The following is a 14,908-nucleotide window of genomic DNA, read 5'->3' as shown; positions in this document are numbered from 1 at the left end:
AACCCATAGCTCTCAGCACCTTGCATTTTACGTAGCGCGAATGTCACGGATTTAGCCGCTTTATCTCCCAAGGTTTCTCCGATGAAGCGCGGCGCCACACGAACCTGTCATGCAATCTGAACGCCCCATCTGCCCAGAACTCGACCTCCAGCGGGCGTATCCTGAACCCGCCCCAAAAGGGCGGTCGCGGCGGGTTTGGCCCCTTCTGTGCCGTGATCTTGGCCACCTTTGCCATAAGCGTCGCGCGGGACTTGAGCTCCTGCGATTGCTCGGATGCCCAGGCCCCCAGACGGCTCTGCAACGACCGCGATGCAAAATAGGCGTCTGCCTGCGGTCCGTCCTCACGTTCCACAAGACCGCGCACCCGCACCTGCCGCCTGAGCGATTTCCAATGCATCACCAGTGCCGCCTTGCCCGTCGCGTCAAGTTCGCGACCCTTCGCACTGCCGTAATTGGTGTAGAAAACGAAGGCGTCATCCTCGATTTCCTTGAGCAGAACCATGCGCACATTCGGCAGGCCGTCGGCATCCACCGTCGCCAATGCAATTGCATTGGGATCGTTCGGCTCGGTCTCTGTCGCCTCGTTCAGCCAGCCACGGGCTATGTCGAATGGATTGTCGCCTGCGAATATGCCGTCGCGTTCCGTCATGTCACCAACTCGTAACTATCTTCTTAGTAGCGGGTAGACCGGGAGCGCCAACATAGCAAGCTGGGTTTTGTAACAGCCGCCATTCATCGGCGGAGGGTCGCCATGCCCTTGATGCCCTACGGCCAATCGCCTAAAGAAATTGTATAACAAGAAAATTGGCCGAGGGCACGATATGTCGAATAATCTGATGGCAGGCAAACGCGGGGTGATCATGGGCCTCGCGAATGACAAATCAATTGCCTGGGGCATTGCCAAGGCCTGTGCCGATGCGGGGGCCGAACTGGCCTTCACCTATATGGGTGATGCGTTCAAGAAACGGGTCGAACCGTTGGCCGATCAGCTTGGGGTGACCAACCTCTTCGACTGCGACGTCTCTGACCCCGCCTCGATCGACGCCGCTTTTGCCGCCATCGAAAAGGCCTGGGGCAAGATCGACTTCCTGGTTCACGCCATCGGCTTTTCCGACAAGAACGAATTGCGCGGGCGGTACGTGGACACCAGCCGCGACAATTTCCTGATGACGATGGACGTGTCGGTCTATTCCTTCACCGCGGTGGCTCAGCGCGCGGAAAAGATCATGCCCGATGGCGGTGCGATGCTAACGCTGACCTACTATGGTGCCGAGCAGGTCATGCCGCACTATAATGTCATGGGCGTGGCCAAGGCGGCGCTTGAAGCGTCGGTGAAATACCTGGCCGAAGATCTGGGCAAGGACGGCATCCGTGTGAACGCGATCTCCGCCGGACCGATCAAGACGCTGGCCGCGTCGGGCATCGGTGATTTCCGCTATATCCTGAAATGGAACGAGCTGAATTCCCCCCTGCGGCGCAACGTGACCATCGACGACGTGGGCAATTCCGCGCTCTACCTGCTGAGCGATCTGGGCAGCGGCGTCACTGGCGAAAACCTGCATGTCGATGCGGGCTATCACGTGGTTGGCATGAAAGCCGTCGACGCGCCCGATATCGACAAATCCTGATCCAAGATGGAACTCACCCACCTGATTGCCTTCAACCTGGCACTGCTGGCGGCCCTGCTCAGCCCCGGCCCTGCCATGCTGATGGCCATTCGCACCACGCTGGCCTCAGGTCGGCGCGCCGGCATCCTCTTTGGTATCGGCCTTGGTGCCACGGCAGCAGGCTGGACCGCGGCCGCCCTTCTGGGCCTCAACGTCATTTTCCAGATGTTCCCCTTCGCCTACATGACGCTCAAGGTGATCGGCGCCGCATACCTTGTCTGGCTGGCGATTTCGACCTGGCGTCATGCGTCGGAGCCGATTGAAACCCGCGGCGACGTCAGTGGCGGCAACCTTGTCCTCGCCGGGGCGCTGGTCAACCTCGCCAACCCGAAATCGGTCCTTTTCGCTTCGGCGGTCCTTCTGGTGATCTTCCCGCCCGACATGGCGCTTTCGGGCAAGGCGCTCATTGTCCTCAACCAATTCGTGGTTGAATCGCTGGCCTATCTCGCATTTGCCACGCTTCTCTCCACGCGGCCCGCGCGCGACGGCTTCCTGCGCCTCAAGCCCGGCCTCGACCGGGTGACCGCAGCCGTGCTTGGCGCGCTTGGCCTGCGCCTTCTGCTCGACCGTTCCTAACACCGGCTACCGCGCCGCGACCTCGTACCGGCGACCATTGGCCGTCACTTCGGGCACCTGGCCGCTCTGTTCAAAGGCGTCATAGCCCGGCTTCAGCTCTTCCCAGAACCCGAACCACGCATGTCCCGCCGCCCGGGCCATGCGCGCGTCACTCATCCGGAACGGAAAGGCATGCACATCAAACGCGCCCTGCCCCTGCCGCAAGGCCGCCTCGGCCAGCACATAGATCTCTTCGATCGCCGCATCGGTCATCGCGTAGCAGCCAATCGACACGCAATCGCCGTGGACCATCAGGAAACTGCCGGTCCGGTCATGGGCCGTGTCATAGGCGTTCGGAAAGCCGAGGTTGAAGGAGAGGTGAAACCGGGAATTCGGGTTCAGCGCGCCGCGCCCGACCCGGTAGAACCCTTCGGGCGATTGCCGGTCGCCTTCGCGCAGTTTTGGACCAAGCGCGCCGGAATAGTTGCAGATCGCGTAGGTCTTGAAGAGCTCGAACCGCGCGGGGCCCTGCACCCAAAGCTCAAGTTCAGCCTCTTCCTTGAATATCCGCATGAAGACCGGCGCGCCGAAACGCAGCCCCTTGCGCTCAAGCTCTGCCGTGAGCGGCTCGGTCAAAGCCGCGCGGACCTCTTCGATCTCCCCGCCTACACCCAAGGGTCGGGCGATGCGATCCGGCACCGCATGTGGAAAATACCGCGCAAGGATCACCCCACCCCCGACGAGCAGGATCACCACCAAAACCACCGCGCGTATCACCCGCCTCATGTCGACCCCGATGCTACCTCGGGGCAAACGCTAACCCTCCGGGCGCGGGTGCGAAAGCAAAAATGCCGAATGCCTCTTTTGGCGCGCCGGTTCTGCCTGTATCAATGCGCAAATCCTGTCTCACGTCAAAGGAACCCCGATGTCCGACCGCCTGCCCCACGAAAAAGGTTTTCACGTCAGCTGGGATCAGCTGCACCGCGATGCGCGGGCGCTGGCCTGGCGCCTTGACGGGCAAGGGCCGGATGATGGATCGTGGAAGGCCGTTGTTGCCATCACCCGCGGCGGCATGGCCCCCGCGATGATCGTCGCGCGCGAGCTCGATATCCGCACGGTCGATACAGTGTCGGTCAAATCCTACCATTCCGGCGGCGGCAAGGCCGATCAGCGGCGCGAGGCGCAGGTTCTAAAGGCCCCTAATGCCGAGATGATGGGCGATGGCGAGGGCATCCTGATCGTCGATGACCTTGTCGATAGCGGCAAGACGCTGGAACTGGTGCGTTCGCATTATCCCAAGGCGCATTTCGCCTGCGTCTACGCCAAACCCGAGGGCGAGAAACAGACCGATACCTACATCACGTCGGTCAGCCAGGACACGTGGATCTTCTTCCCCTGGGACATGGCCCTGCAATATGTCCAGCCCTATCGCGGCGTCGACTGACCCCTCATTCGCTGACACGCAGCACCGGAGACCCCCATGGTGACACCCCGTACCGCCACCACCTTCTTTCCGCCCGTCATGGAGGCGCGCCGCTGGCTCGAAGGGGTCACATTTGCGCCGGACCGCCCGCTCATCAACGTGAGCCAGGCCGCGCCGGTTGACCCGCCGCCTGAGCCGCTGCGCCAGGTCATTGCCGATGCGGCGGTGAACACGCCCGAAGCGCATCTTTACGGGCCGGTCCTCGGCATGCCCGATCTGCGCGAAGAAGTGGCCCAGCAATGGTCGGCGGCCTATGGCGGTACGGTCACCGCGGCCAATGTCGGCATCACTTCGGGCTGCAACCAGGCATTTTGCGCGATGATCGCGACGCTCTGCGCCGAGGGGGATGAAGTTATCCTGCCAACTCCCTGGTATTTCAATCATAAAATGTGGCTGGACATGGTCGGCGTCACGTCGGTTCCGCTGCCCGCGGGTGCGGGTCTCTTGCCTGATCCGGAACAGGCCGCGGCGCTCATCACCGACCGCACCCGGGCAATTTCACTGGTCACGCCGAACAATCCCGGCGGCGTGGAATACCCCGCCGATCTGGTGCGCGCGTTCTTTGACCTCGCCCGGTCGCGCGGCATTGCCCTTATCGTCGATGAGACCTATCGCGATTTCGATGCGCGTAGCGGCGCGCCACATGACCTCTTCGCCGATCCCGACTGGGACGACACGCTTATCCAGCTTTATTCCTTCTCCAAGGCGTTTCGGCTCACCGGGCACCGCGTCGGCGCCATGGTCGCGGCCCCTGACCGGTTGGCCCAAGCCGAGAAGTTCCTTGATACTGTCACGATCTGCCCCAACCAACTGGGCCAGATCGCGGCGCTTTGGGGGATGCAGAACCTGTCGCAATGGCTGGCAGGTGAACGTGCGGAAATCCTCGACCGGCGCGCGGCCATCGAAGACAACATGCCCCGGCTCGCCGCCAAGGGGTGGCAACTGCTGGGCTGCGGCGCCTATTTCGCCTACATGCAGCATCCCTTTGCCATGGCATCGGATGAACTGGCCAAAAAACTCGTGGCCGAGGCCGGTGTGCTGCTGCTGCCGGGCACGATGTTCATGCCCGATAGTGACCCCGCCGGCGCGCGGCAGATGCGGGTCGCGTTCGCCAATGTGGATCGCGCCGGGATCGGTCAGCTCTTTGAACGGCTGGAGGCACTGGACTGGCCCCTTGCCCCTCCTGCGGCCAGCGCGTAGACAGTCGCGAAGAAAATCACATCCTCAGGTATGAAAAGAAGGCGTCATGGCGGGTAAAGGTATCTCAAAATCACTGGTCTGGATCCTGATGGGCCTGCTCATCCTGGGTCTCGGCGGCTTTGGCGTGACGAACCTTTCAGGCTCCGTGCGCAGCGTTGGATCGGTGGGCGAGACCGAGATCGGGTTGAACGACTATGCCCGCACTCTGCAAAATCAGATCCGTGCGCTGGAAACCCAGGTCGGCGGGCCCGTGAGCTTTGCCCAGGCTCAGGAAGCGGGCCTTGACGCCGCCGTGCTGTCGCAACTGGTCGCGATCACCGCGCTTGAAGAGGAAACCCGCCGCCTCGGGATCTCGATGGGCGATGGCAACCTGCGCCAGCGGATCACTGAAATCGAGGCGTTTCAACGCGCCGATGGCACGTTTGACCGCGAAGCGTACAGCTTTGCCCTGGAACAGGCAGGCAGCAACGAGGCCGAGTTCGAAGATGGTTTGCGCTCGCAGGAAGCAAGCTCGATCCTGCAAAACGCCGTTCTGGGCGGGGTAAACGCGCCGGATGCCTACACCGATACCCTGCTCAACTTCCTGGCCGAAGAGCGTGACATCACTTGGGCGGTTCTGACCCGTGACGATCTGGCGACCGGGTTGCCGGTGCCGACGGACGACGACCTGCGCGCCTATCACGAAGAGAATGCCGCCGCCTTCACGACGCCCGAGACCAAGCGCCTGACCTATGCGTGGATGACGCCGGACATGATCATCGACACCGTCGAGGTCGATGAAGACACCCTGCGCGCCGCCTATGACGACCGCGCGGCGGAGTATATCCAGCCCGAGCGGCGTCTGGTCGAGCGGCTGGCCTTTGCCGATGATGCAAGTGCCACGGCAGCCCTTGAGCGGATCAACAGCGGTGAGGCGACCTTCGAGGCACTGGTCGAGGAGCGCGGCCTAGCGCTGGCCGACATTGACCTGGGCGATGTGCAGAAGATCGAACTCGAAGCTGCCGGTGACGCGGTATTCGCCGCCGAGGCCGGGGATATCGTCGGCCCGCTCGAAAGCCCGATCGGCCCCGCCCTTTTCCGCGTGAACGCCATTCTGGCCGCGCGCGAGACGACGTTTGAGCAGGCCCTGCCCGAGCTGCGCGACGAGATTGCAGGCGACCGTGCCCGCCGCGTGGTGGATGGCCAGATCGAAGGAGTTGATGACCTTCTGGCCGGGGGCGCCACGATCGAAGATCTGGCCGAAGAGACCGAGATGGTCCTGGGGCAGATCGACTGGCATGTGGGTGTGACTGACGGCATCGCCGCCTATGACGCCTTCCGCCAGGCCGCGGGTGCGATCACTGCGGAGGATTATCCAGACGTGGCGCAATTGGAGGATGGCGGCATCTTTGCGATGCGGCTCGACGAGGTGGTGCCGCCGACGCTGCAACCGTTGGAGCAGGTCCGTACGGAGGTCGAAGACGCCTGGCGCCGCGAAGAGGTCGAGAAAGCCCTGAACTCGCAAGTGCAGGCACAGGCCGCCCAGCTGACCGAGGGGACATCCTTCGAAGATCTGGGGATGGAGGCGCAATCAGCCCAAGGCCTGTCACGCCGCGGGTTCCAGGAGGACGTGCCGCCCGAGTTTGTCGAGGTGGTCTATGGCATGGCCAAGGGCGATGTTGAACTGATCCAGGGCGGCGGGCGGCTTTTCGTGCTGCGGCTTGACGATGTGCGCAAACCGGACGCGACCGACCCCGATCTTGCCACCCTGCGCCAAAGCATCCAGGAGCAGACCGCGGGCAGCATCGCGCAGGATCTTTACCAGATCCTTGCCAACGACATTCGCACCCGGGCCGGCATCGAGATCAATCAGCAGGCGCTGAACGCCGTACACTCGAACTTCCAGTAGGAAAGGCGCGCCAGTGGACCTGACCCCAAGTTTCGACGCCTTCGCCGAGGGTTACGACGCCGGACGCAACCAGGTTGTCTATGCCCGGCTTGCGGCCGATCTGGACACGCCCGTTTCGCTGATGCTGAAGCTCACGGGGGCGGCGCGCGATGCGTTCGTGCTCGAATCCGTGACCGGCGGCGAGGTGCGCGGGCGCTATTCGATCATCGGCATGAAGCCTGACCTGATCTGGCAATGTCATGGCGAGGCGAGCCGCATCAACAGGCAGGCCCGCCTTGACCCGGCGGAGTTCGAGGCCCAGGACGGCCATCCGCTCGACAATCTGCGCGCCCTGATCGGTGAGTGCAGTATTGATCTGCCCGATGGGTTGCCCGCCGCCAGCGCGGGGCTTTTCGGGTATCTGGGCTACGACATGATCCGGCTGGTCGAACATCTGCCGGATGTGAACCCCGATCCGCTTGGCCTGCCCGATGCGGTGATGTTGCGCCCCTCGGTCATCGCGGTGCTCGATGGTGTCAAGGGTGAGGTCATCGTGGTTTCGCCCGCCTGGACCCATTCCGGGTTGAGCGCGCGGGCTGCATATGCCCAGGCCGCCGAGCGTGTCATGGATGCGGTGCGCGACCTCGAACGCGCCCTGCCCCAGCAGGCCCGCGACCTGGGCGAGGCGCATGAGGACGCGCCGCCGGTTTCGAACTTCACCCGCGAGGGCTACAAAGAGGCCGTTGAGACCGCCAAGGAGTATATCCGTGCGGGCGATATCTTCCAGGTCGTGCCAAGCCAACGCTGGACGCAGCCCTTCCGGCAACCGCCCTTCGCGCTTTACCGCTCGCTGAGGCGCACCAACCCGTCGCCCTTCATGTTCTATTTCAACTTCGGCGGTTTCCAGGTGGTGGGCGCCAGCCCCGAAATCCTGGTGCGGGTCTTTGGCAACGAGGTCACAATCCGCCCCATCGCCGGCACCCGTCCGCGCGGGGCGACCCCGGAAGAGGACCGCGCCCACGAGGAAAGCCTGCTGGCCGACGCCAAGGAGTTGGCCGAACACCTGATGCTGCTCGACCTCGGGCGCAACGATACCGGTCGCGTGAGCAAGATCGGCACCGTCCGCCCGACCGAGGAGTTCATTATCGAACGCTACAGCCACGTGATGCACATCGTGTCGAACGTGGTGGGCGAGCTGGCCGAGGATCAGGATGCGCTGAGCGCGCTTCTGGCGGGCTTGCCTGCGGGGACTGTCTCGGGCGCGCCCAAGGTCCGCGCGATGGAGATCATCGACGAGCTGGAGCCGGAAAAACGCGGCGTCTATGGCGGCGGGGTCGGGTATTTCAGCGCGAACGGGGATATGGACGTCTGCATCGCCCTGCGCACGGCGGTGGTGAAAGATGAAAACCTTTATATTCAGGCCGGGGGCGGCGTGGTCTATGACAGCGATCCGGAGGCGGAGTATATGGAAACCGTCCATAAATCGAACGCCATCCGCCGTGCCGCCGCCGACGCGGCGCGCTTCACCGGGAATGGCAATTCCTGAGGCGCCGATGGCTCGCCTGATCCTCTTCAACAAACCCTTCGGCGTCCTGTCGCAATTCACCGACAGGGGCTCTGAGGACAGCCCGCGCTCGACACTCTTGGATTACATCGACGTACCGGGCGTCTATCCCGCCGGGCGGCTGGATCGCGACAGCGAGGGGCTGATGATCCTCACGGACGATGGCAAGCTGCAGGCCCGCATCGCCAATCCGCGCCACAAGATGCGCAAGACCTACCTGGTGCAGGTCGAGGGCCTGCCCGATGACGCAGCCCTTCAGGCTTTGCGCGCGGGGGTGACGCTGAAAGACGGTCCCACCCGCCCCGCGAAACTCCGCCGGATCGACCCGCCCGACCTCTGGCCCCGCACCCCGCCGGTGCGCTTTCGCAAATCCGTCCCGGATTGCTGGCTCGAGATCACCATTTCCGAAGGCCGCAACCGTCAGGTCCGCCGCATGACCGCGCATGTCGGCCACCCGACCCTCCGCCTCGTCCGCTGGCGCGTGGGAAACTGGTGCGTAGAAGGTATCGCGCCAGGTGAATGGCGGCAGGCCGTGCCGCCCCGGGCTTGACCCCGGGGCCTCCGCCGCCAAGAGGTCCCGGGTCAAGCCCGGGACGGGGTCACCAGATGTCTTACTCCGCGGTCAGAACCGCCGACACAGGCGCAATCGCCACCCGGCCTGCGCGGTCCTGCAGGCCCCAGAGCAACAGCGCACTGATCGTGTCGGCGCGCAGGCGACCCACCATGATGACGCCCTTCTCTTCCTGTCCGGCGCGAAACGCGGCCTGGTCCAGGAACCGGCGGATGACGGTGGCGTTCTGCCCCTTGGCATCAAAGTCGCGGAACACGCTAGCCGAGGGCACGCCTTCGCGTGCGATGAGTTTTTGCGCGGTGTTGAGACCGTTGGGGAACAGCACTGCCCCGTGGCCGGTATCGCGCAGGATCTGCGCCAGTTGTTCGCTCGCTTCGCGCCCGGCCTGCAGCCCACTGCCGTCCCCTTCCATCACCGCGACGGCCTCCGGGACACGTTCAAGGTAGGTCTGCATCGACACTTCGGTGTCACTCGCGCCCTGACCTTCAGGCAGGTTGATCATGGCCAGCACTTCAAAGCCCGCATCGCGGTATCTCTGCATCGCCGCGCCTGCGCCGTCCCAACCGGTATCCACCGCGAAACTCAGCGGATAGGGAAAGCTGTTGAGCGCATCGAGACCTATGGGGCTGCTGCCGTCGTCGATCAGCACGATCGACATCAGCGGCTTTTCACTCGGGTTTTCAAAGACGGTGGCGAACCGTTGGATCGGCGGCAGGCTGTCATTGGCGGGTGCGGGCTCGGCGGCATCGGGATCGGCGGCAACGGCGGTGTCTTCCTCAGACGGCTCCGGCTCATCGGTGACCGACGGCAGGCGGTCCGTCGTCACGTTCGGCGCAATGTCGTCGATTGTGCCCGAAGGTTCCTCAGGTTCGGCCAGCGCGGCCAGTTCCTCTTCGGGAGCGGCGGGCGGCTCGGGCGTTGCAGGCACCTCGTCAGGTGAGGCGTCAGGAACCTCGATCACCGGCAGGCTGGGGGCGACGACGCTGTCCTGCACCTCGACGGTCTCGGCGTTTTCTTCCGCGGTCTCTTCTGTGGTGTCTTCCGTGGCCACATCACCGCTTTCTCCGGCATCGGCGGTTGTGTCCGTTGTTGCCTCGGCAACGGGTTCAGGCTCCGGCTCGGCCGTTGGGGTGGGCTCGATCACCGCTACCTCGGGCTCTTCCGGCACCTCGATGGTTGGCTCTTCGGCCGTGTTTGATGTGTCGGCAGTCTCCTCGGCGGGCGGCGCCTGCTCCGGCTCGGACGGGGTGGCAAAGCCGGTATCCTCTTCGGAGACATCGGGCAAGGCGGGCTGGGCCGGTTCGGTGGAAATCGACAGCTCTTCTTCAATTGCCGGGGCCGCGGGCGCCTCAGCCTGCGGGGTCGGCTGAACCGGTGCATCGCTGTCGGCGGCAATACCCGGGGCGCTTTCATCGGCGGCGGGGGCGTTCAATGCCACCTCCGTATCACCGGTCTCCGGCTGCGCGGCGCTTTCGGTGTCATCGGTGTCGATCAGGCTCAGGTCATCGGGCTGGGGCGGCTCGACACGGGCCACCTCGGCGGCATCGGTCGTGGCCTCGGCCTCGGGCAAGGTTGCTTCGGTGTCGTCCCGGGCCTGGTTGAATTCCGATCCGGCAGGTACTTCGATCGCGGTTGCCTCCGGCGCTCCCGCGCCTGGCACCTCGGTCATCACCGATGCGGTGCCAACAGCCAAGGCCGATACCACCAATCCTGTGACCGCGCCTGATAAAGTTCCCCGTGCCACTGCCTTTGCCCCTCTATTTGCCTTTTTCCCAGCTTTGCGCCCCTTGACGCTGCCTTGCAAGACTGAACAAGTATAGCGCGACCCTATATGGGGCCTCCAGCCCCCCAAAAGCAAGGACTGGCAAGATGCTGCTCTTGATCGATAACTACGACAGTTTCACCTATAACCTCGTGCATTACGTGGGCGAGTTGGGGGCGGATGTTGTCGTGCACCGCAATGATGCGCTCAACGTGCAGGAAGCGATGGCCCTGAACCCCGCCGGTATCCTCTTAAGCCCCGGCCCCTGCGACCCGGATCAGGCGGGCATCTGCCTCGCGCTGGTGGAGGCCGCGGCCGAGACCAGGACGCCGCTTCTTGGCGTCTGCCTCGGGCATCAGGCCATCGGTCAGAGCTTTGGCGGCACCGTAATCCGCCATTCCGAGATCGTGCATGGCAAGATGGGCATCATGCACCACCAGGCCACCGGTGTTTTTGCCGGCCTGCCTTCGCCATTTGAGGCCACGCGCTATCACTCGCTTGTGGTGGAACGCGACAGCTTTCCCGACAGTCTTGAGATCAATGCCGAGCTTGAGGACGGCACGATCATGGGCCTGCGCCACCGCGAATTGCCGATCCACGGCGTGCAGTTCCACCCCGAATCCATCGCCTCCGAACATGGCCACGCGCTTTTGAAGAATTTCCTCGACACCATGAAGGTTCCTGCATGAGTGACGATATCAAACCCCTGATCGGCGCGGCGGCTGACCGTCCCCTCACGCGGGACGAGGCGGAGGTTGCGTTCAACATCCTGTTCGAAGGCCAGGCCACGCCAAGTCAGGTTGGCGGGCTTCTGATGGCGCTGCGGACCCGGGGTGAAACCGTCGATGAATATGCCGCCGCCGCCGCCGTCATGCGCGCCAAGTGCAACAAGGTCAACGGCCCTGCGGGCGCAATGGACATCGTTGGCACCGGCGGGGACGGCAAAGGCACGCTCAACATCTCGACCGCCACCGCCTTCGTGGTCGCGGGCGCGGGTGTACCGGTTGCCAAGCACGGCAACCGCAACCTGTCGTCCAAATCCGGCGCCGCGGATGCGCTTGGTCAGATGGGCGTCAATGTCATGGTCGGCACCGACGTGGTCGAACGGGCGCTGTCGGAGGTTGGCATCGCCTTCATGATGGCCCCCATGCACCACCCGGCGATGGCCCATGTGGGGCCGGTCCGGGCCGAGCTTGGCACCCGCACGATCTTCAACATCCTCGGGCCGCTCACCAACCCGGCGGGGGTCAAACGGCAACTCACTGGCGCATTTTCGCGCGCGATGATCCGCCCCATGGCCGAAACGCTTGGGCAATTGGGATCCGAGCGCGCCTGGCTCGTGCATGGCAGCGACGGGACCGACGAGTTGACCATCACCGGGCTAAGCTGGGTCTGCGCGTTGGAGGCGGATGGCAGCATTCGCGAGATCGAGCTGCACCCCGAGGATTTCGGCCTGCCCGTGCATCCGTTCGAGGATATCGTCGGCGGCTCGCCCGAAGAAAACGGTGCGGCGTTCCGCGCCCTGCTTGACGGCGCGCCGGGAGCTTACCGCGACGCGGTGTTGCTCAATGCCGCCGCTGCGCTGGTTGTGGCCGATGCCGCGCCGGATCTAAAATCCGGTGTTGCCAAGGCCGCCGAGAGCATCGACAGTGGCTCTGCGCTCAACAGGATCACTGCCCTCGCCAAACTCACATCGGAGGCCGCATGAGCATCCCCACCATCCTGGAAAAGATCAAGGCCTACAAACTCGAAGAGGTTGCGGCTGCCAAGGCCGAGACCCCGCTTGAGGCAGTTGAGGCCCAGGCGCGCGAGGCCGGCCCCACCCGCGCTTTTGTCGAGGCGTTGCGGCAGGCGGCGCAGCCCGGTTATGGCCTCATCGCCGAGATCAAGAAGGCCAGCCCGTCCAAGGGTCTGATCCGCGAGGATTTCGACCCCGCCACCTTGGCGCAGGCTTATGCCGATGGCGGCGCGGCCTGCCTGTCGGTGCTGACCGATACGCCCAGTTTCCAGGGTGCCAAGGAATTCCTGCCGCAGGCGCGCGGGGCCTGTGACCTGCCCGTGCTGCGCAAGGATTTCATGTATGATCCCTATCAGGTGGCCGAGGCCCGCGCCCTTGGGGCCGACTGCATCCTCATCATCATGGCGAGTGTCGATGACGCGCAGGCAGCCGAGCTTGAAGACGCCGCCATCGGCTGGGACATGGACGTGCTGATCGAGGTGCATAACCAGCCGGAGCTGGAACGCGCAGCGGCGTTGAAATCCCCGATGATCGGGATCAATAACCGTGATCTCAACACGTTCGAGACGACGCTTGATACGACCCGGAAACTCTCGAAGCTGGTGCCCGTCGACCGGATGATCGTCTGTGAAAGCGGCCTTGCGACACGCGAAGACCTGGCCGACATGGCCCGCTATGGCGCGCGTAGTTTCCTCATTGGCGAAACGTTGATGCGCGCGGGTGACGTGACCGCCGCGACCCGCGATATTCTTGCCGCGCCCCTGACCCCCGGGGGCATGTAAATGTCGGGCCTCACGCATTTCGACGGCAAAGGCGATGCCCATATGGTCGATGTGTCCGACAAGGCCGTGACCGACCGGATCGCCACCGCCGCGTGTAACGTCAAGATGTTGCCTGAAACCTTTGATATCATTGCCGAAGGTCGAGCCAAGAAGGGGGATGTGCTGGCCGTTGCACGGCTGGCCGGGATCATGGGCGCCAAGAAAACCGCCGATCTCATCCCGCTCTGTCATCCGCTGCCGATCACCAAGGTGACCGTGGATTTAACACTCGACGCGGCGCTGCCCGGGGTGCAGATCGAGGCCACCGTCAAGACCACAGGCCAGACCGGTGTGGAGATGGAGGCGCTGACCGCCGCCAATGTCGCGGCGCTGACCGTCTATGACATGTGCAAGGCCGTCGATCGTGGCATGGAAATCGGCAGCACCCGCGTTATCCTGAAAGATGGTGGAAAATCAGGGCGGTACGAGGCAAAATGATCACCGTCGAAGAGGCGCTTGACCATCTCTTTGCGCTGATTTCCCCGCTTGAGACTGAGGCCGTTCCGCTGACCCAGGCCGTGGGTCGTGTACTGGCCGAAGACGCCATCGCCACGCGCGATCAGCCGCCCTTTGCCGCCTCCGCGATGGATGGCTATGCGGTGCGCGCGGATGAGGTGGCCGTTGGTGCGGGCTTCGACATGATCGGCGAATCCGCCGCCGGGCATGGGTTTGACGGCACCTGCGGCGCGGGACAGGCCGTGCGCATTTTCACCGGTGCGCCCCTGCCCGACGGCGCGGGCCATGTGGTGATCCAGGAAGATATCGACCGCGATGGTGATCGCATCACGATCAGTGACCGGCTGGGCGGCGGTGACAACATCCGCCCCGCAGGCGCCGATTTCCGTACGGGCGACCGCCTCGCTGCGCCCCGCCTGTTGCGGCCCTCCGATATCGCGCTTCTGGCGTCGATGAACATCGCCGATGTCCAGGTCGCCCGCCGCCCCGATGTGGCACTGATTTCCACCGGTGACGAGCTGGTCATGCCCGGCGAGGACCCGGGCCCCGATCAGATCATCGCGTCCAACACCTTCGGCCTCAAGGCGCTGCTTGACGGGATCGGCGCGCGCGCGCGCATTCTGCCGATTGCCAAGGACAGCCGCCCGCTGCTGGAGGCCGCTTTCGATCTGGCCCGCGATGCCGACCTGATCGTCACCATCGGTGGCGCCTCCGTGGGCGATCATGACCTGGTCGGGCCGGTGGCGGAATCGCTCGGGATGCAGCGGTCGTTCTACAAGATCGCCATGCGCCCCGGCAAACCGCTGATGGCGGGCCGGATGGGCGATGCGGTGATGGTCGGCCTGCCGGGCAATCCGGTCTCGGCCATGGTCTGCGGCCATGTTTTCCTCGCGCCGGTCATCCGCGCCCTGCTGGGTCTCGGGCAATCACCCCTGCCCCGGATGACCGCCCGGCTCGGCGCTGACATGCCAGCCAATGGCCCGCGTGAACACTATATGCGCGCCTTCGTCGCCGATGGCGAAATCACCGCCGAAACCCGGCAAGACAGCTCGCTCCTGACCGTACTGGCCGACGCCAATGCCCTCCTGATCCGGCCCCGCGACGACGGCCCAAGGTCCATCGGCGATATCGTCGACTACATCCCGATCTGATCTCTCGAAGCGTCAATTCAAAGCAAACTGGGTTCGTTCGGCACGGCGCCTGTTGCCTTTGATCCCCTTCGGA

Annotated in this window: 15 protein-coding genes; 12 read left to right on the top strand and 3 right to left on the bottom strand. The window is 64.1% G+C overall.

Features of this window, described 5'->3' with window-relative positions:
* Positions 1 to 43: 43 nt before the first annotated feature.
* Positions 44 to 649: a pyridoxamine 5'-phosphate oxidase gene (gene pdxH / locus RBB29_RS07435; RefSeq protein WP_306113942.1), complete on the bottom strand. Its 606-nt coding sequence runs from the start codon at positions 647 to 649 to the stop codon at positions 44 to 46.
* A 172-nt stretch (positions 650 to 821) separates the two neighbouring features.
* Between pdxH and fabI the strand changes: the two genes are divergently transcribed.
* Entirely contained in the window at positions 822 to 1,628 is an 807-nt protein-coding gene (gene fabI, locus RBB29_RS07430) for an enoyl-ACP reductase FabI (RefSeq protein ID WP_306113941.1), read from the top strand.
* 6 nt (positions 1,629 to 1,634) lie between these two features.
* Positions 1,635 to 2,243: a LysE family translocator gene (locus RBB29_RS07425; protein WP_306113940.1), complete on the top strand. Its 609-nt coding sequence runs from the start codon at positions 1,635 to 1,637 to the stop codon at positions 2,241 to 2,243.
* A gap of 6 nt (positions 2,244 to 2,249) precedes the next feature.
* Here RBB29_RS07425 and RBB29_RS07420 read toward each other — a convergent pair whose 3' ends face one another.
* A complete protein-coding gene (locus RBB29_RS07420) occupies positions 2,250 to 3,008 on the bottom strand; it encodes a murein L,D-transpeptidase family protein (RefSeq protein WP_306113939.1) in 759 nt (252 codons plus the stop codon).
* Between the two features lie 139 nt (positions 3,009 to 3,147).
* Between RBB29_RS07420 and gpt the strand changes: the two genes are divergently transcribed.
* From gpt to RBB29_RS07395, 5 genes are read left to right on the top strand one after another with little or no spacing between them, the layout of a single operon-like run.
* The gene (gpt, locus tag RBB29_RS07415; RefSeq protein ID WP_306113938.1) at positions 3,148 to 3,666 is read left to right on the top strand and encodes a xanthine phosphoribosyltransferase; all 519 of its coding nucleotides are present in this window, start codon (positions 3,148 to 3,150) and stop codon (positions 3,664 to 3,666) included.
* Positions 3,667 to 3,702: 36 nt separating this feature from the next.
* Positions 3,703 to 4,905: an aminotransferase gene (locus tag RBB29_RS07410; RefSeq protein WP_306113937.1), complete on the top strand. Its 1,203-nt coding sequence runs from the start codon at positions 3,703 to 3,705 to the stop codon at positions 4,903 to 4,905.
* A 46-nt stretch (positions 4,906 to 4,951) separates the two neighbouring features.
* The gene (locus tag RBB29_RS07405; protein WP_306113936.1) at positions 4,952 to 6,793 is read left to right on the top strand and encodes a peptidyl-prolyl cis-trans isomerase; all 1,842 of its coding nucleotides are present in this window, start codon (positions 4,952 to 4,954) and stop codon (positions 6,791 to 6,793) included.
* A 13-nt stretch (positions 6,794 to 6,806) separates the two neighbouring features.
* Positions 6,807 to 8,318 (top strand): anthranilate synthase component I, encoded by a 1,512-nt coding sequence (trpE, locus tag RBB29_RS07400; protein ID WP_306113935.1) that lies wholly within the window; start codon positions 6,807 to 6,809, stop codon positions 8,316 to 8,318.
* Between the two features lie 7 nt (positions 8,319 to 8,325).
* Positions 8,326 to 8,886 carry a pseudouridine synthase gene (locus RBB29_RS07395; RefSeq protein ID WP_306113934.1) on the top strand — a complete coding sequence of 187 codons (561 nt, stop codon included), beginning with the start codon at positions 8,326 to 8,328 and terminating at the stop codon, positions 8,884 to 8,886.
* 61 nt (positions 8,887 to 8,947) lie between these two features.
* On the opposite strand, the gene RBB29_RS07390 is transcribed toward RBB29_RS07395, so the two are convergent.
* Positions 8,948 to 10,600 carry a divergent polysaccharide deacetylase family protein gene (locus RBB29_RS07390; protein WP_306113933.1) on the bottom strand — a complete coding sequence of 551 codons (1,653 nt, stop codon included), beginning with the start codon at positions 10,598 to 10,600 and terminating at the stop codon, positions 8,948 to 8,950.
* A 176-nt stretch (positions 10,601 to 10,776) separates the two neighbouring features.
* Here RBB29_RS07390 and RBB29_RS07385 point away from each other — a divergent pair, with 176 nt between their 5' ends.
* From RBB29_RS07385 to glp, 5 genes are read left to right on the top strand one after another with little or no spacing between them, the layout of a single operon-like run.
* A complete protein-coding gene (locus RBB29_RS07385; RefSeq protein ID WP_306113932.1) occupies positions 10,777 to 11,358 on the top strand; it encodes an aminodeoxychorismate/anthranilate synthase component II in 582 nt (193 codons plus the stop codon).
* A complete protein-coding gene (gene trpD / locus RBB29_RS07380) occupies positions 11,355 to 12,377 on the top strand; it encodes an anthranilate phosphoribosyltransferase (protein ID WP_306113931.1) in 1,023 nt (340 codons plus the stop codon). Before RBB29_RS07385 ends, trpD begins: the two co-directional genes overlap by 4 nt.
* Entirely contained in the window at positions 12,374 to 13,189 is an 816-nt protein-coding gene (gene trpC / locus RBB29_RS07375; RefSeq protein WP_306113930.1) for an indole-3-glycerol phosphate synthase TrpC, read from the top strand. Before trpD ends, trpC begins: the two co-directional genes overlap by 4 nt.
* Positions 13,190 to 13,666: a cyclic pyranopterin monophosphate synthase MoaC gene (gene moaC / locus RBB29_RS07370; RefSeq protein ID WP_306113929.1), complete on the top strand. Its 477-nt coding sequence runs from the start codon at positions 13,190 to 13,192 to the stop codon at positions 13,664 to 13,666.
* On the top strand, positions 13,663 to 14,835 hold the full coding sequence (gene glp, locus RBB29_RS07365) for a gephyrin-like molybdotransferase Glp (protein WP_306113928.1): 1,173 nt from the start codon (positions 13,663 to 13,665) through the stop codon (positions 14,833 to 14,835). The genes moaC and glp overlap by 4 nt, the downstream gene beginning before the upstream one ends.
* Positions 14,836 to 14,908: the final 73 nt, after the last annotated feature.

Origin of the sequence: Roseovarius sp. MMSF_3359, from assembly GCF_030733385.1 — a bacterium.
In the GTDB taxonomy this organism is placed as follows: domain Bacteria; phylum Pseudomonadota; class Alphaproteobacteria; order Rhodobacterales; family Rhodobacteraceae; genus Roseovarius.
The sequence above is the reverse complement of the archived record's forward strand: the minus strand, read 5'-3'. Positions and strand labels throughout refer to the sequence as shown.